Source organism: Rhodococcus baikonurensis, assembly GCF_040489275.1.
GTDB classification, from domain to species: Bacteria; Actinomycetota; Actinomycetes; order Mycobacteriales; family Mycobacteriaceae; genus Rhodococcus_F; species Rhodococcus_F baikonurensis.
This window is the reverse complement of the sequence record NZ_JBEUOQ010000035.1, coordinates 1-19,566: the sequence shown is the minus strand read 5'-3', so window position 1 is coordinate 19,566 and position 19,566 is coordinate 1. Positions and strand designations below refer to the sequence as shown.

Annotated in this window: 23 protein-coding genes and 1 pseudogene; 11 read left to right on the top strand and 13 right to left on the bottom strand. The window is 60.3% G+C overall.

What is annotated here, in order from left to right:
- Window positions 1-80 precede the first annotated feature (80 nt).
- Window positions 81-1,493: a lipase family protein gene (locus ABWI03_RS32920; protein WP_209923400.1), complete on the bottom strand. Its 1,413-nt coding sequence runs from the start codon at window positions 1,491-1,493 to the stop codon at window positions 81-83.
- 413 nt (window positions 1,494-1,906) lie between these two features.
- Between ABWI03_RS32920 and ABWI03_RS32915 the strand changes: the two genes are divergently transcribed.
- Together ABWI03_RS32915 and ABWI03_RS32910 are read left to right on the top strand one after the other, a co-directional pair.
- Entirely contained in the window at window positions 1,907-2,395 is a 489-nt protein-coding gene (locus ABWI03_RS32915; RefSeq protein WP_003944258.1) for a hypothetical protein, read from the top strand.
- A gap of 440 nt (window positions 2,396-2,835) precedes the next feature.
- A complete protein-coding gene (locus ABWI03_RS32910) occupies window positions 2,836-3,039 on the top strand; it encodes a hypothetical protein (protein WP_037131380.1) in 204 nt (67 codons plus the stop codon).
- A gap of 143 nt (window positions 3,040-3,182) precedes the next feature.
- On the opposite strand, the gene ABWI03_RS32905 is transcribed toward ABWI03_RS32910, so the two are convergent.
- Entirely contained in the window at window positions 3,183-3,470 is a 288-nt protein-coding gene (locus ABWI03_RS32905) for a hypothetical protein (protein WP_157770425.1), read from the bottom strand.
- Between the two features lie 257 nt (window positions 3,471-3,727).
- Window positions 3,728-3,931 (bottom strand): hypothetical protein, encoded by a 204-nt coding sequence (locus ABWI03_RS32900; RefSeq protein ID WP_003944283.1) that lies wholly within the window; start codon window positions 3,929-3,931, stop codon window positions 3,728-3,730.
- 1,173 nt (window positions 3,932-5,104) lie between these two features.
- On the opposite strand from ABWI03_RS32900, the gene ABWI03_RS32895 reads away from it, so the two are divergent.
- From ABWI03_RS32895 to ABWI03_RS32885, 3 genes are read left to right on the top strand one after another with little or no spacing between them, the layout of a single operon-like run.
- Complete coding sequence (locus ABWI03_RS32895; protein WP_003944224.1) at window positions 5,105-6,064, top strand: ABC-three component system protein; 960 nt, start codon at window positions 5,105-5,107, stop codon at window positions 6,062-6,064.
- Window positions 6,048-6,299 carry an ABC-three component system middle component 6 gene (locus ABWI03_RS32890; RefSeq protein ID WP_050794057.1) on the top strand — a complete coding sequence of 84 codons (252 nt, stop codon included), beginning with the start codon at window positions 6,048-6,050 and terminating at the stop codon, window positions 6,297-6,299. The genes ABWI03_RS32895 and ABWI03_RS32890 overlap by 17 nt, the downstream gene beginning before the upstream one ends.
- Entirely contained in the window at window positions 6,289-8,034 is a 1,746-nt protein-coding gene (locus tag ABWI03_RS32885) for an ABC-three component system protein (RefSeq protein ID WP_037131384.1), read from the top strand. Before ABWI03_RS32890 ends, ABWI03_RS32885 begins: the two co-directional genes overlap by 11 nt.
- A gap of 178 nt (window positions 8,035-8,212) precedes the next feature.
- Here the strand turns inward: ABWI03_RS32885 and ABWI03_RS32880 are convergent, their stop codons facing one another.
- From ABWI03_RS32880 to ABWI03_RS32870, 3 genes are all read right to left on the bottom strand, one after another.
- Window positions 8,213-8,560, bottom strand: coding sequence for a hypothetical protein (locus ABWI03_RS32880; protein ID WP_003944211.1), 348 nt, complete (start codon window positions 8,558-8,560; stop codon window positions 8,213-8,215).
- Between the two features lie 2 nt (window positions 8,561-8,562).
- The gene (locus ABWI03_RS32875) at window positions 8,563-9,024 is read right to left on the bottom strand and encodes a hypothetical protein (protein ID WP_003944221.1); all 462 of its coding nucleotides are present in this window, start codon (window positions 9,022-9,024) and stop codon (window positions 8,563-8,565) included.
- Window positions 9,025-9,203: 179 nt separating this feature from the next.
- A complete protein-coding gene (locus ABWI03_RS32870; protein WP_037131386.1) occupies window positions 9,204-9,530 on the bottom strand; it encodes a hypothetical protein in 327 nt (108 codons plus the stop codon).
- A 172-nt stretch (window positions 9,531-9,702) separates the two neighbouring features.
- Here ABWI03_RS32870 and ABWI03_RS32865 point away from each other — a divergent pair, with 172 nt between their 5' ends.
- On the top strand, window positions 9,703-10,158 hold the full coding sequence (locus ABWI03_RS32865; RefSeq protein WP_037131388.1) for a hypothetical protein: 456 nt from the start codon (window positions 9,703-9,705) through the stop codon (window positions 10,156-10,158).
- 261 nt (window positions 10,159-10,419) lie between these two features.
- On the opposite strand, the pseudogene ABWI03_RS32860 reads toward ABWI03_RS32865, so the two are convergent.
- Both ABWI03_RS32860 and ABWI03_RS32855 read right to left on the bottom strand, forming a co-directional pair.
- Window positions 10,420-10,871 (bottom strand): annotated as a pseudogene (locus tag ABWI03_RS32860) (IS3 family transposase); the annotation flags it as partial.
- Between the two features lie 207 nt (window positions 10,872-11,078).
- Window positions 11,079-11,624 (bottom strand): hypothetical protein, encoded by a 546-nt coding sequence (locus ABWI03_RS32855; protein ID WP_003944234.1) that lies wholly within the window; start codon window positions 11,622-11,624, stop codon window positions 11,079-11,081.
- 116 nt (window positions 11,625-11,740) lie between these two features.
- Between ABWI03_RS32855 and ABWI03_RS32850 the strand changes: the two genes are divergently transcribed.
- The 3 genes from ABWI03_RS32850 to ABWI03_RS32840 all read left to right on the top strand — a co-directional run bounded on the left by ABWI03_RS32850 (window position 11,741) and on the right by ABWI03_RS32840 (window position 13,920).
- Window positions 11,741-13,159, top strand: coding sequence for a hypothetical protein (locus ABWI03_RS32850; protein WP_003944280.1), 1,419 nt, complete (start codon window positions 11,741-11,743; stop codon window positions 13,157-13,159).
- A 99-nt stretch (window positions 13,160-13,258) separates the two neighbouring features.
- The gene (locus ABWI03_RS32845; RefSeq protein ID WP_037131445.1) at window positions 13,259-13,609 is read left to right on the top strand and encodes a type II toxin-antitoxin system RelE/ParE family toxin; all 351 of its coding nucleotides are present in this window, start codon (window positions 13,259-13,261) and stop codon (window positions 13,607-13,609) included.
- A gap of 5 nt (window positions 13,610-13,614) precedes the next feature.
- Window positions 13,615-13,920, top strand: coding sequence for a helix-turn-helix domain-containing protein (locus ABWI03_RS32840; protein WP_037131447.1), 306 nt, complete (start codon window positions 13,615-13,617; stop codon window positions 13,918-13,920).
- Between the two features lie 20 nt (window positions 13,921-13,940).
- On the opposite strand, the gene ABWI03_RS32835 is transcribed toward ABWI03_RS32840, so the two are convergent.
- The 5 genes from ABWI03_RS32835 to ABWI03_RS32815 form a co-directional block, all read right to left on the bottom strand.
- Window positions 13,941-14,606: a DUF6338 family protein gene (locus tag ABWI03_RS32835; RefSeq protein WP_157770428.1), complete on the bottom strand. Its 666-nt coding sequence runs from the start codon at window positions 14,604-14,606 to the stop codon at window positions 13,941-13,943.
- Window positions 14,607-14,608: 2 nt separating this feature from the next.
- On the bottom strand, window positions 14,609-14,794 hold the full coding sequence (locus ABWI03_RS32830) for a hypothetical protein (RefSeq protein WP_003944200.1): 186 nt from the start codon (window positions 14,792-14,794) through the stop codon (window positions 14,609-14,611).
- A 98-nt stretch (window positions 14,795-14,892) separates the two neighbouring features.
- A complete protein-coding gene (locus tag ABWI03_RS32825) occupies window positions 14,893-15,249 on the bottom strand; it encodes a helix-turn-helix domain-containing protein (RefSeq protein ID WP_003944213.1) in 357 nt (118 codons plus the stop codon).
- A gap of 402 nt (window positions 15,250-15,651) precedes the next feature.
- Complete coding sequence (locus ABWI03_RS32820) at window positions 15,652-16,071, bottom strand: hypothetical protein (protein ID WP_003944284.1); 420 nt, start codon at window positions 16,069-16,071, stop codon at window positions 15,652-15,654.
- Window positions 16,072-16,201: 130 nt separating this feature from the next.
- A complete protein-coding gene (locus ABWI03_RS32815) occupies window positions 16,202-16,399 on the bottom strand; it encodes a hypothetical protein (protein WP_350835029.1) in 198 nt (65 codons plus the stop codon).
- Window positions 16,400-16,599: 200 nt separating this feature from the next.
- On the opposite strand from ABWI03_RS32815, the gene ABWI03_RS32810 reads away from it, so the two are divergent.
- Both ABWI03_RS32810 and ABWI03_RS32805 read left to right on the top strand, forming a co-directional pair.
- Window positions 16,600-16,998, top strand: a complete 399-nt coding sequence (locus tag ABWI03_RS32810; RefSeq protein ID WP_003944286.1) for a hypothetical protein — start codon at window positions 16,600-16,602, stop codon at window positions 16,996-16,998.
- Between the two features lie 58 nt (window positions 16,999-17,056).
- Complete coding sequence (locus tag ABWI03_RS32805; protein WP_003944198.1) at window positions 17,057-19,330, top strand: zinc-ribbon domain-containing protein; 2,274 nt, start codon at window positions 17,057-17,059, stop codon at window positions 19,328-19,330.
- The last annotated feature ends 236 nt before the right edge of the window (window positions 19,331-19,566 follow it).

Here is a 19,566-nt window from a genome sequence, read left to right as displayed (position 1 = left end):
CTTCGTCACATCATCCAGTGTCGTCATCACGGCACCCTTCTCGCCGGGCATTCACCCAGCGTGTCGGGCCGAAACACCGTTTAAGAAACACTCCCCGATCCTGTCGGGGAGACAGATGCGGGATGGCCGGGGGCGACGAGTGTTTGCGGGGCGAGGGAATTTCCGGGGGCGAATTTTCCGCAGTTACTCGGGGCGGGTGCGCCGTTGAACCGGTCGACGAGCCACTGCAGAGCGCCGGGCAACCAGAGCGCGCCACCGATCAAGTGCTCGATGGTGTCGTACTGGTCGTACTGGATGGCGAGGCCGGCATTGCAGTAGCGGGTGGCGAGGGCTGCGACGTCATCGGCGACCATGACGCCGTCACCGGGGCCGGTGCCGGGACCGCCGGGCAGGGTTCCGTTGAAGATGCCGTTGGCGGCTTGGGCGATGAACATCGGGATGGTCGGGATCGGGGCGATGCCCATGTTAATCGTGTTGACGACGTCGACGAACTCGGGAACCGAATTGGGGTCCGCGTACTCGGGTTTGACCATCTGCTGCCAGGTCAGGCCGGGGTACTGGGCGCCGGCGTTCACGATCGACGCGTCCTGCATTCGCGCCATGATCTCGCGGCCGTAGTCGTTGAGATACGGATCGAAGTCGATATCGTACGCGCGACCGATTCCCACGATCGCCATTCCGACAACCCCGCCCCACCCCAGACTTCCGTTTGCGTACCGCAAATTGGTGGCGGGATTGACCATGACGCCGGCTTCGGCGGCACCGATCAGGTCGTCGTCGACATCGGGGGCGTAGTCCGGGGCGAGGATCGCTGCCCAGTTGGTGGCGATCGCCCCTCCGGAGTACCCCATCAATGCGATCTCCGCATCGTCGGTGATGCCGGTCTCCGCGACCTCTCGGGCGGCGCGCAACGAATCGAGAGTCAGCATCCCGTACTCCGGCCCGGCAGCGAAGTCCGCCTCCGGGCCCTCGGTGTCGGGAATGACGACGGTGTACCCGGCGGCGAGCATCGGTCCGAACATCGCAATCTCGCCGGACACCATGGTGCCGCCGAGGTTGAAGTTGCGTCCGCTCGGGGTCCACTGTCCGATCGGGGTGTTACCGGCGATGGCACGTGAGGGGCTGTCGTCGGGGTTGAGTGAGTCGTAGACGGACTGGTAGGAGAGAACTTTTCCGGGTTGCGCGTTCGGCGGTCGCAGAATCGAGGTCACGTTGGCGACGGGCCGGCCGAGGGCGTCGGTGGAACGGTAGAGCACCTGCACCGCCTGCAACGGGGTCGGAACGTTCACCACGTGATAAGGCACGGTCCGCGTTTTGAGGACATCACCGGGGGCATACGAGGACAGCGGTGCCGAACCGTCGTAGTCGTAGAACGTGTCGAACACCCGCGGCTGCGCCGCTGCAACCGAAACCGTGACCGGAGCGGTCACACCCACGAATGCGGCAGCAGCAACCACTGTCACCACCATTCGGGCGAGTGTTCGTGAGGGCATATTTCGACTCCACATCTATGTGACTGACACCACCGCCGGACTGCGTTATGACGATCACCATATATTACTGCCCGGTAACAGCGGTAGCGTGAAAAATCAGACACCCATACCGAAAGATCATCTGCGCCAGCGATCGGCTTCCCCGTCGACCGGGTCAGCCGGAGCACGGCCCCCGCCGCTCCGCCCCGAATACATAAGCCCGCCAACCACAACCACCCGACGCGCTCGTCCTGCCGGCGGTATGGAACCACCCCTCCTCGTCGGGAGCGAATTCCCCGTCAAGTGGCTCATACGATCGAAAGCCGGGGACACCGCAGGTCACCGGGTCGCCGAGCAGGCGGATGACAGCCTGCTGCCTGCGGTCATGTCAGTATCGTGAATACCGAAGGGCACTCACGGTGAGGGAGTATTTAGTGCACGAATTCGCGGAACTGATCGACAAGGTTCGCAGCCGACACGAACGGGAACTACACCGACTACTGCGAAAAGCTCTGGTGCCAGGGACATCTCGCACGATCGCCCGCAAGAAACCCCCGCCGAAGCTGATCGGACGATCGATACTCGACCGAACCGTGGAGGTTCGGGTGTTCGCTTCCCATCTGGCATTGGATACGAGCACAACGATGACCGGTCCCTATCCGGCCGGGTCGGTGCTGATGATGACGTTCGTCGGCGGCCGGCACGTCCGCACCGGCGAACCCGTGGCGCTCGATCCCATCGAGGCGGATGCGTGGGGGCTGGCGCTCGTTCCTCCTGGCTTCGAGGAATATGCCTTGCGGCTGGGCACGATCGCGAAATTCTCCGCAGGTGTCCGGCACTATCGAATGGTCGTGGCGTCGGACGGAACTGCGTGTGTGATGCCCCCGGCCGACAAAGAGGTCCTTCTGACGAGCATGGGCTGAGTTACGCCGTCTCAACGCTGTGTCGATCGCCCGATACGGAGTCACGGGATACTGATCGCGTCTTCACCGACACAGAGATCGAGTGTGACGGAATTCTGACCGTTTCCGCTGCTCGCATTCACGGGCACGACGGCCACCCTCTCCCGGAGCTGGTGTGGAACCATGCCGACTGCGTCGCAGCCATGATGCCTTCGACGCGCACAGCACAGGCTTTCACGCGTAGAGGTATGTGGTCTGCTCGTTTCCCGTATCGGGCGAGGCCGAGGGCGACGTCGATGTCTTGTGCCCGCTACCGCCCAAGAAGAACGGCATCGACAATCTTGCCGCGCTCTGGTCCAGAGCCGTCGCCGACCAGCCTCATCGGAGGCATCTCACTCATCGCTGTTCCCCGTCGTTCACAGTGCCGCGACTGACAATCCCCGACAGAGAAACGGGCCCACATGACCAGCAACAGTGAGGACACGAAAACCGACAGCAGCGCGACCTGGACGGTACGCACCGTGGGAAGCTTCGCCGCGATCCATGTCAGCGGAACCTCACGAGCACAAATCACGGCCGCCAACGCCTTCGTACGCACCGCGCAAAACCTCGGACTCGTCTGCTACAACCCGCTCAGCGAACGAATCCTGCCGCCACGGGACTAGAACTGGATCTCCTTGAGCCGACATCCCGAGATGCGACGGCTCCCCGATGACGGCTCACCGAAACCATCCACGACCTACTCCTGAGAAATGTCAGTGGCCCAGCAACCCACCCTCCCGGCACCGCTGCCGGAACGCTTCGTCTGTCAGCACAGAAACCCACCTTCGGCATCCCCAACCACCGTCGCGGCAATACGCGCCGCCCATCCCTCGTGACCGAGCAAACTCCACACCGGGTCACGGTCGTCCAATGGTGTCGCAGCCAGCTGCACACGCCGCACAAACCGGCCGACAGCAGGAACAGACAACGCGATCCACCGCCACGAACCATCATCCGAGCTGATACCGAGTCGGCTCATCAAGCCAGTCGCGATCACCGACACGTCACCGTTCACTCCCGCAAGAGCATCCGCCGAGACATGAAGAACAGCCACCCACGACTGCACCGGCGACTTCGGCCCCCGCGGTGACGACCTCAAACCTGATCTCACCCGCTGCGGCCCCTCCATCACCGCTGCCACCGACCGCACCCACCCCGCATCATCGACACGGCTCGCCGGCAACGGATGCGATCGAACATGCCGACTCATCTCTCGACAACCGCCAACGACCTCCACCCCACCGACAGGTTCGGTCCCCAGCAGAAACTGCAACAACGAACCCACATCACTCGTCATACGCACATCCGAAATCACGGCACCATCCCACCGGCAATCAAGTCACCCGACGCGTCGCTGCTCATCTCGACACCTTCCCCTCGATCGAAAACACCGTGAGCCAACGGATTCGGCGTACGCAGCGGACCCGGCCGCCCGATCAAACCATGACCGTTCAACAGCGTCCCGACAATCGCCAGAGCGCCACGATGAAATGTCGCACCAGAGATCGAACACACCCGACCAAACCACGGGCCAGTGTGAAACTGAAACGACGGATTTCGGCACGAGGAGATCGAAGTATGCAGATCATGATCTGACCGGCTTACCGAGACGAGCACCCTTCGACCCCCTGTACGCAGTCGGTGCGCGGTTCTAAAATGGACGTCGCGGCGGTTTGATGTCGGGCACACAGTCTGCCGCGCCGGCCGGCCCCCGGGTGTCTTTCCCTCGGGGGATGGGTCGCCTGAACTGCGCACTGTCAGATAGCAACGGTTCGGTGCGCACGGCTCACCGCCAGTGCGCTCACAGTCCCGCTTTGGCGGTGAGTCCCCGGCCTCAACGCAAACCCGGCGGACGCATCGGCGCCCAACACGTCGAAGGCCGCACACACCGCCTTGCAACTACGTCGTCAGCGTCGAGATCGAAGGCAACCTCGACCAACTCACCGTCGCACTTCCCGACAGAGAAACGAGCGGACCACAAATATGGCCGCGCACACTGCTCTTACTGAAATTTTTCGGCGTGATCGCTCAACAACCGAGCAAGAAACCGAACCGTCTCAGGGTCAGTCATATCACCACCCCGCGCGCAACCGAGTCGGGCACCGGACGCCGCCTCCGCAGCCCGCAACTCCTCGTACGCCGCAACAAGCTCAGGACTCGGATTCGCCGCCAGCTCCGCCCGCCGCTGCCGCTTGGCCTCCCGGGCAACGCGCATCCTGTCCGAAAACTGCTCCTCACGCCAGATCCCGAACCTGCGACGCTTCCACGGCGACCGGACCGCAGCACCATCCATCCACTCCGCGAACTCAGCCCCGTCCTGCTCCCACCTCCGCGCCCGAAAAACCGGACTCCAGTCATCCACCAATGTTCTCCCCCATCTCGCGCCCGAAAGACCGGACTCCAGTCATCCACCAATGTTCTCCCCCATCTCGCGCCAAACCTCCCGAACCACACGACAGAGTCTGCCAAGCCGTCCACACCAACAAGCGATGCCAAGTCGCATCGAATTGCGTCACACCCACATTCTGCGGCCCAGCACCCACCCAAAACCCCTACGCCTCTTCCCATTGCCACTCATGCTGACGCCACGCCTGTTAACGGGACAGACAATCGCCGAGTTGATGAACGATAGTCTTTTCTGCGAGAGACCACGACCGTGGTCGACGCAAGACCACGACGGGCTAACAGATGCTGCTGACGGCGAACTGGCGAGACTGGTACCACTTCCGCCATCAACAGGAGTGTTTCAAGTCGGGCACAGCATTCGAGGACTATGCCTCGAAGGTGCTGGATCGATTCCACGACGACTACGTGAACCCCGCTCCGTCAGGAACACTCGGCGATGGCGGGTGCGACGGGCTGGCGGACTCAGGCACCATCTTCTACGCCTGCTACGGCCAACGACCGGCCCGCAGCGCAGAGCGCGAACTCGCTGCCAAGATCAATTCAGACTTCGCACGGGGGCTCTCTCAGTGGGACAGCTTCCACACATGGAAATTCGTCACGAACGCACCAGCAGGTCCAGAGTCCTTGAAAGCCCTCACCGGTCTCCAACAAAGTCACGGTCCGTCCGCTGAGCGCCCACTGACCATCCGGCTCGTTAACACCGAGAAACTCTGGGTGGAAGTGGTCGGAACCCTCGATGTCGCTGTCCTCAACGCGCTGTTCCCTGGGGCGCCCGGGGCAGAGAACGTGGAACTTTCTGACTTGTTGCCCCTACTTGACGCGCTCGACTCCAACACCGTGATTGTGGAAACCGGCGCACGTGTACTGGCCGTCCCCGCAGGCAAGATGGACTTCAACGAGCTCCCCGACGCGAGCCGTCTCGAGTTCAACGCAGGCCGGTTACTGGCTCCTCGTATTGACCGTTGGTATGAAGAGTTGTCCGACCCAGGTCTGTGTGACGTTCATGGCGAGAAATTTCGGTCGATGTACCAGGACGCCCATGCGGTGACGGCAGTACCAGCCGAAGTTCTTGAACGACTGTATGTGTCGGTAGCCGGAACTAACTTCAGGATGGATGGAAAGCGCGCCAACGCGGCGTTCGCAGTCGTCTCGTACTTCTTCGATTCCTGCCACATATTCGAGATGCCACCCACCAACGAAGACGGCCCAGAAGTGGAGACACCCAATGCTTTTACCCACTAAAGGGGTGTCATCGGACCGCGCCCTCATGACAGTCGGTTCCAAGATCCTCGAAGAACTCCGCGATCCGATGTCGGTCTCGGCCCTCTGGGAACGGTTCAGCATTCACGAACATTCGTCACATCGAGCCCAACGCATCACATTCGATTGGTTCACACTCGCACTGGCCGCCCTCTACACAATGAGACTCGTGGACACATCCGATGAAGGCTTCCTCAGGCGCACACATGTTTCTTAGCCGCCTCACCTCCTCCGACCCAAGATTCAAGACTCTGCGGTTTCGCGAGGGCCTGAACATCCTCGTCGCCGAACGCACCGACACATCCCAGCAAGGCGACAGTCGAAACAGCATCGGCAAAACCAGCGTCATCAAGATCCTGAGGTACCTCCTCGGCGGCGACCTACCGCCAGAATTCAAAGCATCCGAACTCACCGACCACACATTCACCGCCACCCTCGCGCTTCCCGCGAAAGATGGCGACCGGGACGACGAAGTTACTGTCACACGCGCCGTCTCACCGACGACCCGCGTTCAAGTCTCCGGTTGGTCGATAACCGGAAACTCGACGGACATCCACGTCGATGAATGGCGCGAATTACTCTCCCACAACATCTTTCGGATACCATCCGACGCAACCCGCCCGACAGCCGGTCAGCTCTGGAGTCAACTGATCCGAACATTCTTCAACAACCCCATCAAGGGCCACCAGTCCGAGGCCGACTGGGAATCAGGCGTGAAGATCGGCTTCATGCTGGGACTCTCACCAGAAATCTTGGGCAAGGCAGGCGATGTCGATCGCCTCACCAAACAAGGCAAAGCCATCCGCGCAGCAGTCCGTGAAGGCGCAATCACCCACCTCTCACTCGACGAATCCGCGATCCGCGCACAACTCGCGACAGCCCGCCGCCACCGCGACCGCGCACAGGGGGATCTACGCGGGTTCAAAGTCGATGAACAATACGCCGATCACCAACAAGAAGCGGACAAGCTCAGCGCCTCGATCCAGAAACTCAACGACGAAGCCCTCGCTCTACTACGAAGGTCACGGGAGATCGACGAAGCAATAGCCGACGAAGTCGAGACGTCCGAGCAGGACGAACTGACGGCGAAACTCTCTCGTGTCTACGCCGAGATCGGACTCGTCCTCCCGAACACCGTCAGCCGGCGCTACGACGAGGTCAGAGCATTCCACGAATCCGTGGTCCGCAACCGCCGATCATTCCTGGAACAAGAACTCAACAGCATCCGCACCCGCCTCGAAGCCATCCACTCCGAACGCAGCAGCCTCGACAACCAGCGATCCCAGATCATGCTTCTCCTCAACGAAACCGTCGCACTCGACACCTTTCTGAGCCTCCAGCGTGATCTTGCGAAGAAGGAATCCGACGTCGCAGACCTGGAACGACGACTGGAAGCCGCGAACTCAATCAGCACCATCAGCGACACGATCAAACTGCGAACCGCAGAACTCGTCGCCTCGGTCCGAACCGAACTGAACGAGCGAAATGACAGCCTCGTTGAATCGATCTCCCTATTCGGCGAACTCGGCGCAGAGATCTACACCGACCGTGAGGCATCACTTCTGATTTCGCCGACACCCAAAGGACTCTTAGGCGTCGAGCCCCGCATATCAGGCGACGCGAGCGTAGGCGTCCGCAGCGTAGAGACCTTCATACTCGACATCGTGTGCGCAATCGCCGCAATCAAAGCAGGCCGTGCACCTCGGATACTCGTACACGACAGCCACCTCTTCGACGCAATCGACGGCCGCCAAGTCGCATCGTGCCTCAACATCGGAGCCCGACTCGCCGAACAACACAACTTCCAGTACATCGTGACCCTCAACTCGGACTTCCTCGCCACCGTGGAACTTCAAAGCGACGGCGCCTTCGACGCAGACCCCTACATCCTCGACACACGTCTAACCGACGAAACAGACGCCGGCGGACTCTTCGGCTTCCGCTTCGATTAACCGCTCAACATGGCCAACAAGATCACCAACCAATGGGGCCACTCGGGACATAAATCAATCAGGGTGGGCTGTAGTCAACTACCCAAGCGGTCTCGGTCCGGCGGTGCGGTGCAGGCAGCGGTGGCGATGATCCTTACAACCCAAGCATGCGTCCGGGGGCCTTTCCGTACACGGATCCCTATTTCGTCTCGTTCGGATGGTTGGTGTGCACCTGCTCCACGTGCACCGTGCGCCCCTCGACATAGAACCAAATGCGGGCATCACCCTGCTGAGTGGGTTTGTGCTGCCACCGCTGATGGCTCACGCCGTCGCGAGTGACGACGCCGAGGTCGCCGCGTAGCGGGTAGTTCTTCGGATCCACCACCAGCGGGGTTCGCGTCAGGAAATCCCAGGCCTCCGCCAACGGGTTGCGGATCACCGCAGTGAGGTCCCGCCAACCTTTGCGTGCATTGTTGGTCGCGAAGCGGATCTCGTACTCGGTCTTCTTCGTCGGTCGAGGTACGAGCTCGCCGCGTTTTCCTGCCACCGCTACGGACGCTCCACCATCGTGTCGTCTTCTGGAGTGTCCAGCCATTCGAGGTCGGCCTGACCGAGGCCGGCAGCGATCGCGGTCGCCGTTTCTCGCCACGAGGTCAGTTCCGCAAGTACCAGGTGCGGTTGGTCGGTCGCGAACGACGCGCGTGCGGCGTCGACCAGGTCTCGAGCGCAGACGGCACGATCCTTCGGGGAAAGTGCCAGCATCCAGGGGAATGCGCGCGACATCCGTCCGTCGAGGGGTCCGTCGTCGTCGACGGCCACTCCGATCAGCTGTGCCGCGAACTCGAGGAGTCGGGCGCGGCTGTCTGCTTCGCGTTGTGTCATGAGCACGAGATCTTCGCCGTCGCGGCGGGTGACGGTGACGGGGTGGTCCTCGGCCTCGGCGAACACCTCGGCCGAGTGTTTGCTCAGGTCGGAGGAGCGGCGTGTGGTGCGGGTCGCGGTCGGGGCCATGCCCCCACAATATTCGGAACGTGTTCGGAAGTCTATGTGAAGTGCACTGCACGGCGACCGGCATGGCCCGGGTCCAGGCTTCTCCGGAACCGAAAACTCAGGCCGCGACTGTGACTTTCGGAATTATTTGGCACGTTCTTCCCTGAATCTTTTGGCACGGTGGTAGCCGTCAGACACTCTCACCTTGGGATCCTCGGTCGAGCAGGAGGCGGGAGGTATCTCGGTTTTCTCACTGTGTTGAGATCCGCCAACCCGGCATCCTCAGAGCCTCCGAACAACTCCTCGACGCGGCGACTGTTCAGAAAACCACTGATCAACTGCCACAGTTCATCCGCGAACGCCGGGGCTTCTGGACCGACCAAGCGAAGCAAGAACACGAACGCATCATCATCATCGAGCGCGGCCACGATGCCGTGCTCGGCAATCGCCCCCGCATCATCGGGGTACACCCCACTCAGGAACTCAAGCCCATGCAGATAATCGTCGAGGTACCTGTTCGGGCGCATCCCCTCATTCTTCCATCACGATCACTCCTGCAAGATCGGCAAGCCCGATCGCCCCGTTCGACGGTCAAACCGAAAGGATCTGTTTTTTCGAACAGATGACGGTTGCTTTGGACGCGGGGAATATTGTCACTCACAGGCGAAATAGCAACGGCTGTCGAATAGCATTCGGAGAATGTATGTGTCCGGTTCCGACTTCGGTGCCAGGTGGGATGTCAGATTCACATTCGAGCCGTCACCGGAACTCCAAGAGATACTCCTGACCGTGATCGCCCGGATCTCGCGCGACACCCTTCGTTTCGATGGAATGCGGGAGTTCGATCCGGGGGTGTGGCGCGTCGACATTCGACGAGACGTGTTCCCGGTTCCTGGGCTCGTTCTCAGTTTGGGAGTGAACAATCAGGACGGTAGCGGGTTCGGGATCTCCAGCGGCCTCGATGCTTTGGCCGCAACCATCGAGATCGCGCACAACTTCCAGGACTTCAATGAATGGCTGCAATGGCCGACTCTGCCAAGCGGCGGTCATCTGGATCCCGGAATAGTCGACGGTGAGGCAACGTGGATGCTGCGAGGCGAGGTTGTCGCCCCGATCGGACAGCTCACCGAGTATCTCGACCTGCTGGACCATTGAGCCCGCACACTCTGGACCCGAATGGGCTCAGATCGTTTCTGAGGGCTTGGGTGTGCGTTTTGACCATCGACCAAGCAGGACAAATCATTCAGTGGGCGGGACCAGACATCGAATACGGGTTATCCAGTGGCCAGCGGACTGACAACACGACCACTCTTGCCTGAAATCCAGACTCTGAATCACACCGGCGAGTCCGGAGACTTACTGATTTGAGAACTCCGCGATTCGCGTAGCTCTGTGTTCACCGTAGTAGAACGCCTCGATTCGGCGAGAATACGCGTCGATGACGAACGCGACGTAGACCCAGCCCGACCATGTCGAAACGTATGTAAAGTCGGCTACCCACAACATGTTTGGCGCGATCGGGTTGAACTTCCGTTGCACCAGATCGTCTGCGCGATGCCCTTGTGGATCGGCGATGGTGGTGCGCTTGGCCTTGCCTCGACGGGCACCTTCGAGCCCGAGGACACCCATCAACCGTTCGACCGTGCACCGCGCGCTACCTCGATACCCTCTCGCCTCAGCTGAAGCCACACCTTGCGGGCGCCGTAGACCGAATAATTTTCGGTGTGCACCCGGCTGACCTCGACTTTAAGCCTTTCGTCGCGCAGAGACCGCCGAGACGCAGGACGGTTGCGGGCTTCGTAGTAGGTGGACGGCGCAATTGAGCAGCCGTGCTCGGTGAGCACCCTGCACATCGGCTCGACGCCGTACTTGCTCTTGATCGGTTGACGAAGTCGATGAAGTCCCCGGAAACTCCGGTGTGATTCAGCGGTGAGCCGGTCATGGTCCCGGAGAGAGATCGTGGAACGGAAGTCGAGATGTAGTCATAGATGACGGAGAGCGGGCCGCACCGAAAGGTGTGACCCGCTCTCGTCGATGTCCCATCACTCCGATCGGCGATGGACTTCTCGGAACTCTTAGTTTGCCAACACCACGATCTTGTTCGTGACCGCTGAGTTCGAGATGGTGATGGAAGGCGGTGTCGATGACGTCCCAGGGCTGAATTTCACGGTCTGGACCCCGACTTTGTAGCTGTTTTCACTCTTCCGAATACCACCGCTCTTGAGGGTGCTGTAGAAGAGTCCTCGCGCGTCGTTCGATTTCACGTAGCTCACTCGTGGTGAGACACCTGCTGGATTCGAGCTCCGATTGATCAGCGTTTCGGGGCTGTTGATGCTGCTCGCCTGCACCACGGGAATAGAGTTACTTCCGCCTTTCGGGACCAGGATCTCGATTACTTTGTCGAGGACGACTTGAACGACGACCCCCTTTGTTGCGTCCTTGAACTCCTTCTGCCAGTTGACCTTCTGGAGGTACTTCACAACTGCCCCCGCTGGGCCTTGCTGCGGTGCGACGACGGGGGTCGCGTGGACGACAGGGACGACGACGAAACCACCAAAAGCGGTGAACGCTGCGAGAGCAGCGGCAACCGTTGCAGTGCGGATGGAAGTTGACCTGGACATGTCGTTCCTCTCGGTCGGGCAGGCGCCCGGCGCGGCAACCTGCACAAACAGAGGCTAATGGGCGAACCTGCGCCGTTCAAGCACTCTGGTTGCTCCATAAATGGCACACTTGCCACATGGTGAACACAGCAGATCCCGCGTGGCTTCGATTCGTGGAGTTCGTCAAGGAAGACCTGGCGCATCTGACTCCGGTCGCACTTGCCGAAATGTTCAACGACGAAGAAGTGACACCCAAACGGATCGCGGACTGGAGGCGCGGCCACGGAAGGCCGAAATTGGCAGAACTGCCTCGCCTCAGCCTCGAGTGGACGTCATCTGCCGCTCACGACGGAGAGGTAGACGAGCTGTTCTTCGCCAGGATGCTCGATGCAGTCCCAGACGTGCAAGAGGCGCTTGCGCACGAAGTATGGCTGCACAGAAGGGTTTTCGAACTGCGCAGTGAACTCCGAGATCTCGAGATGTCGGTGCGTCATTCCGACACCACCGAGGCAACCGGCGCGATCATCGCAGCCACCACCGCGACGCAGAATTGGGCGGTCGCAGTTCAACCAGCTATTGAAGGACCCGGCGATCTTCGGTTTCACGTAGCGGACATCCTGGACTTTCGGCGGGTGTACAAGCAAGGGAACGACTCTGATGTCTCACTGCGGGACGAACGTAACGACCTGGAGAACGAACTGCATCACGTGCTGAACAGGTACGGGGCGGTCTACGCGCCTCGCGCCCCCACTCAATGGATGAGTAAGGCAGACGCGGAGGCTTCAGGGGACGCTGAACCCGACAGGTTGCGATACTCCGTCAGGCACACGATCGCCGAGCGTAGCCCGGATCGTCAGTGGCAGCACAAAGATGTCCCGGCTGTCGCCATCGTCTCGTTGACCGACGGTCCTTGGCCGGCAGATGTCGGTGCACTCCTCGCGAGAATGTTGGGTTACGGATTCTTCACTACTCGGAAAATTGCGCAAGGGTATAGGCCCAACAACAGCCTCCCCACCAGCGAAGAACTAGACGCCTACCGATCACAACTCCACGGAGAGCACCTGCACAAGCCTTGGCCTCGCTACGTCTGGGCCCATCGAGGCACCGACGTCCTACCAGGCCGGTTCTTGCCGACACCGCCGAAAGATGTAGGCAATGCGCCCCAATCGGGCCCATTGCATGTGATCTGGCTGAGGGAGGATCGCCAGCTCATCGCCAATCTGGTGAGGGGACGAAAGCTGGATCGGAAACAGGCAGCCGCGATCAGAGAGGGGCGGGACAAAATCGACCGGACGATCAAGTCGTTCGAGGGTGCAGACGCTCGCGTAATAGTGCACACGATCAACTGCGAATCAGTGGGGCCGGGGCCAGACGACCGGCGTGGCCCGCGATGGCAACGCTCGTTCAGGTTGGCCAGAGAGGCAGTCGAACTGGTTCTCGGAGAAGAATACAAGGACATCATCGCACCCCACCTAACCAAGCTGGCAGTCAAACAGAATCCCGACCCTATCGAGAAGTGCCTGATCGACTGGCTCGGTAAAGACTTCCTGAGTTGATGTCAGAGCTGTAAGTCGTTGCAGGATGTGCACCGCTGGCACCGCCGCAGAAACGGATCCCCAAATATCACCTATGAGTGATATTATGACGAAGTGTCGATCTGGAGTGTGGACGTCGAGTTGGTCGAAGATTGGCTTGCACAGCTGGATCAGTCGTCCTATGAACAGGTTGTCGCTGCACTTGAATTGCTCGAAGAACGTGGGCCTCAGCTCGGTCGGCCGCTGGTCGACACGGTCACTGCCTCCCGCCACAAGAACATGAAGGAGCTACGGCCGGGATCGAGTGGGCGCTCGGAGCTGCGAGTGCTGTTTGCGTTCGACCCGCATCGAAAGGCGATCTTGCTGATCGCGGGAGACAAATCAGGTCAGTGGACCAAGTGGTACAAGAAGAACATTCCGATCGCCGACGATCTGCTCGACACCCACATCGAAAACCTGGAAGGGAAGTGAACGTGATGGCAAAAAGTCTCGACGACATGCTCAACGCACGGCCCGTCGACCGGTCCGCCGTGGACGCGCACAAGGGCCGACTGCTCGAGGAGGTACGGGCCTACCGACTCAAGGAACTCCGCAAGAATGCTGCCTTGACTCAAGGTGAGGTCGCAGACCGTCTCGGCGTCGGCCAAAACCGCATCTCCAACATCGAGCGCGGGGACCTCGCACGAATTCAAATCGACACCCTGCGCCGATACGTCGAGGCAGTAGGCGGTTCCCTGCGTGTCGAGGTCGAACTCGGAGACGACCGCTTCCACATCGCCTGACCGCAGTGCCGGCCGGTCACCTACGGCGGTGGATCACCGTAGGTGACAACCATCGAGACGATCTCCGGACCGGGCAGGATGACGCGCATCCACTTGTCGGGAACCTTCGCCATCTGTGACGCGGCAGCATCGCGGACAGACAACGGGGGACTCAGGACCAATTCCCTGTTCGCCATCTCCGGGTCGGGCGTGTATTTGGCGACCCGCCCACCCCAGACCGTGCCGCTTTTCATTTTGACCAGGGCATATGCGACACCTGGGTCAGGTAGATCGTCACGCAGGACCGACCTCCATGCGGAAATGTCGGAGATCGCGGCTTTGTCCGTGCGGTAGACGAGACGGAACGCGCCGTAGGAGATGCCGAGCGAGACCCCCAAGCAAAGGGCTGCTGCCCACGACACCGCTGCGAGGTGCGCGTTGACGTAACCTGAGCCGCCGCGGATCATCGACGCCGGATCCGGAAACGGGTACTTCTCCCATCGTGCGGCGACGATCATGCCGATTACTGTCACCACAGCTGCAGCGCCGGCACTGCACAGCGTCGACATCAGTGTGATCCGGCTGATCTCGGTGAACACCGTCTCGTGTCGACGGGTGCGCTTGGTGACGCTGGCCAGGTCGTACAGCAGCCCAGGAGCTACGAACACGAAGAAGGCCAGCACTGTCAGCCAGGTACCAGGTGTCACAGTCAGTGGTCGAAATCGCCCCACTGGTCGGAGACGGTTTCCCCGGACGCGGGCGGCGACTCCTGGCGTTGCTCGACAACCACCGGAGCCTCGACGTGCAGCGAGTCGATCGACCCCAAGATCGTGTCCGGATCCTTCGGAGGCACCGCGTAGAGCGTGCCGTCGTCCTGAGCTTCTTCAATACCCATGCCGCTGTCCGTTCGTTCACTCGCGCCGGCACTACTCGCCGCCACTCTGCGCCGTCAGTGTGCCCCATCACCACGACACATGGTGATCGAACCGATGGTCACCCGAAGCTGTCGAGGTCGAGGGTGATCTCGACACCCTCTTTCTCCACCACGATCTTCGCATGCACTGCGCCGGCCGCGGCTAGGTACTGGCGCAGGGTCGAAAGCAGCAGATCGTCGCGATTTTCTATTCTCGATACCGTGCCCTGATCAGTGTCGAGGATCGTTGCGACTTCGGTCTGAGTCAGCTTGCCCGCTTTGCGGATGTCCGCCAGGCCTTGTGCGTAGATCCGGTTCACTTCCGCGCGCTCGGACGCGTAGCGGGTGACATCGTCAGCGATCAACGGGTCCGCAACGAGTCGGTCGATGCGATCATTTCCGCGAATGAATCGGGTCTTATCCGACTGTTCGGTCATCGTTGATCTCCTTCTGTCTGAAACTTCCATGCTCGGACTGCGGCGTCGGCTCGGGGTCCGACACTGTTGTAGAACACGTCGCCGATTCTCGATTTGTCGCCCGCGAACAGTGCCACTACGACGGTGTTGCTGTCGGGTGGGAACCAGCAGATCAGCCGAAATGCGATGTCGGGGTCGAACGGATGGGCAGTGCGCCAGACCTGGTGTTGACCTGATTGGCGGACTCGTTTCAAGTCGGGTTCATCTTCTTGTGGACAGCCTCGCAGGCTCCGCAACAGCGAGAGTGCATCGGCGGCCCACGCGAGGAGGCGCCGGGAGAGCTCGTCTCCTCCTCTGGCCGCGAGAGACCCGATTCGCCTCGTGGACTGAGGAAAATCGGGTCTCTCGATTTGCTTTGGTGAGCTACTCGGCCAATCGACGCAGACCGAGTACTGCCTCTGCGGCGGCGATTGCTTCTTCCTTACGTTCGCTCCAGCCCACGTTATCCCCCGCGTCGATCATGATTGGGTTTCGCAGGGGCACCTCGTACGGAAGCGTCCCGATACCGGTGGAAACCCACAGGTGGAACGCGCCGCCAACCTTCCATCCACCGTCCGACTTCAGTATCGCGGCGACGTTGTGGGTGACATTGAGCCACTGCGTCGCCCCGATTCCGCCGTCGTCGTATTCGTAAATAGGGCTGACGCGTTTTCCGGGGCCACGGCCTCGGTTGTATTCCTCGTCCGGAGTCGCCGCAACAGGGAACCCGTCCAGCCAATACTCCTTAATGATGGCCCTCACCTCGTCGCCCAGCAACGCCCAACCATCGGCATAGCCCGTCATTCTTTCCTCTTCGTTGTGTGCCCTGCCGACTGGCACTGTTCTACGCACGCGTATCCATGACCATTCAAGCGGACATATTTCCAATACTGACTCGGTAAAATCCTCGCCCTGGAGCAACGGCCGCGACCAGTCAATCCGACGTACCCTCGAACAATCGCTCAATCCGACGCACATGTTCACGCGTATAACCAGTCCGACGAACAACCTCCACCTGCGAAACTCCAGACTGTCGCGCGCGCCAAATCTCGCCGTACAGAGCATCCCGAGCAGCCTTCTCCGCGACTACTGCACGCTTGTGCGCCTCGACGGCCTTCTCCAGCGGATCCATGCAGGTGACGTTACCGTCCGACCTGGACGCGAAACGATTCTGAACCGAGTCCACCCTGAATGCTCGGCCAAATGTCCTTCTCACACTTGCCAATGTGACATGCATGAGGCATCCTGAATGTCACATAGAGTTCTTTCCTTCGTGCTTCACAATCCGCGACAGCTCCAGTCACGCTGACCGCATCGCAGACAGAGGACCTCATGACATCCACGGCAACAAATGTCCATGCCCACGCGCAGCGCGCCTGCGACTCCCTCGTCGACCTTGCCGACAATCTCGACGCACTCGGCCGCTACAACCTCCCACAAGACATCCACACCGCAGCCCTGACCGCACAACACATCTCAAACATCCTCAAAGTCGCTTACCAAATCGCGTTCGCCTACCACAACGCCATCCCAGCACCCCGCGATGCGCTCAAAATCTACGACGTCGACGAACGCTCCTATCTCCGCGTCATCCGCAAACACAGTCTCTTCGCCTTCCGTTCCGGATACGACGCATTCCGCTGCTTCGACGACATCCACGACGTCGCACGACGACTGGAAGCGACAACCAACGCCAAGACCGCAGAGCGACTGAGACCGAAGGGCGAGTAGACATTCCGCCCACAGACTGATCCGTTCACTGTCGTACCCCTACACAAGGATTCCGTCCATGCCCGTGCGCGCCATACCTGGACTTACCGATCTCGCCACTCTGCGACCAGATCTCGCCGCAGAGTGGGATGCAGAGAGAAACAAACGGCAACCGACCGATATCACGCCGAAAAGCAGCATCCGGGCGTGGTGGCGATGCGGAAAGAAGCATTCCTATCAGGCCTGCGTCGCCGACCGCACTGCCAAAATCGGTCCAGGATGCCCCTACTGCACACTGATCCGCCCAATTCCCAATGAAACCGACTTACCTACGACTCATCCCGAAATCGCGTCCCAATGGCACCCCACCTTCAACGGCGACCGGACGCCTACCGGCTTTACAGCAAAAAGCAACTGGAAAGCTTGGTGGCGATGTGCCGGCGGTCACGAGTACCAAACAGAAATCACAAAACGCACCAACAGAAAATATGGGTGCCCACACTGCGCAGGTCGCTACGCGATCACCGGGGTCAACGATCTCGCGACAACCGAACCCGAGATTGCAAAGGAATGGGACACCATCCGAAACGATCGACCACCAACTGCAGTCAAGACAGGATCCGAGTACAGCGCGTGGTGGATTTGCCCAGACCGCAGTCACTCGTACGCATCAAGAGTCGAGCAGCGCGTAAAAGCGATAATTGGCTGCCCTTACTGCGGTGGGCGGTTACCTATTCCAGGTGAAACCGATCTCGCCACGCTACGGCCGGAGGTCGCGCGCGAGTGGCACCCCACCAAGAACACGCTCTCCGCCCACGACGTTCTCGTTGCCTCGAACAAGAGCGTCTGGTGGGCATGTTCCAGTGGTCATGAATGGAAGACCACGGTCGCCAGTCGAACAGGAAAATCTGCGACAGGCTGCCCGGTCTGCTCGAACCGGCGGATCGAGCAGGGGATAAACGACCTTGCGACACTTCGACCTGACATTGCTGCCGAATGGCACCCAACGCGAAATTCGATCTCATCGGAGGAAGTTTCAGTCGGCTCGGCCAAGAAAGCCTGGTGGCTGTGCACCCAGTTCGGACACGAATGGCAAGGAACCGTGAATAGTCGCACGCAAGGCAACGGCTGCCCAGTCTGTTCAGGCCGACGCACACTGGCTGGGTTCAATGACCTCGACACCACCCACCCACATCTGGCCAACCAGTGGCACCCGACCCGTAACGCCCAAACAACCTCTTCCACGAGTCCAGGATCCGCATATCGCGCATGGTGGATCTGCCCAGCCGGCCACGAGTACTTGAGCGTCGTAAGCGCACGCGTCAGGGGACGAGGCTGCGCCTACTGTGCAGGGAAACAAGCCCTCGCAGGATTCAATGACCTCGCCACAACACATCCCACAGTGGCTGCAGAGTGGCACCCGACCAAAAACTCACTCATCCCGTCACAAGTAACAAGTGGAAGCAAAACCAAGATTTGGTGGCAGTGCGCCGGGCAGGGACACGACTACCAGGCCACCGTCGAAACCCGAACATCAGCCGGCACTGGATGTCCCGTCTGCACCAACAGACGAATAGTAGTCGGATTCAACGACCTCGCCACACTGCGACCAGAACTCGCGGCCGAATGGCACCCCACCAAAAACCTGCTCACCCCCGCCCGAGTTGGAGCCGGAAGCCATCTCAAAGCCTGGTGGCAGTGCCGAGACCACGGACACGAATGGCCCGCTGTCGTGGTTTCCCGAGTGAACGGTCGACAGTGCCCCATCTGCGCTGGACGCAAGGTCCTGCCAGGTTTCAACGATCTCAGAACCACCCACCCCGCGATAGCATCTGAATGGCATTCCACCAAAAATACAGGTACACCAATTGATTTCAGCGCCGGAAGTGATTCCCGCGTATGGTGGCGATGCCGCGCTGGCCATGAATGGGAAGTCTCGATCGGTTCCCGCACGGCAGCCGAAACCGGATGCCCACATTGCTGCACTATTGGAACCTCAATGCGAGAACAGGCAATCTGCCAGCTCATCGCGAAAGCGTTCAATCAAACCGATTACACAGGTCCTGCGGGTGTCGTCGGGTGGAGATGGGGAGTCGATCTCGCGCTGCACCATCAAAGGGTCATAGTCGAGTACGACGGCTGGTATTGGCATCGGGACAAGGCGGAGAAAGACCTCCTCAAAACACGAGTGCTCGAGAAGGCAGGATGGACAGTCATCCGAATACGCGAAACCACCGCGAAACGCCCGCTCCCCGAGCTACCCGTGACCACGATGGAATGCACCTCCACCGAACGTGCAGAAGCAGTGGCGCTGCGGACTATTCAACTTATCAACGAAATTCACCAGCATTGAATGCGCGAGACAGCAATCCCCATCACACCATCTACCGGTCGCAAGCACGCAGAATGATGCCCGCGTCCCTCAAACTGGACAGTTCAAGGTGACGCGGGCATCCGTATGACGACATTCAGTTCGGTGTCACCAAAACCTGCAACTGTCGACGGCCATCGTAAGCTCCCCACTGGCGGCCATTTATGGCGCATTTTGTGGCCATGGTTTCTCCCCGCGTACGGCCAGATAGTTCCCCA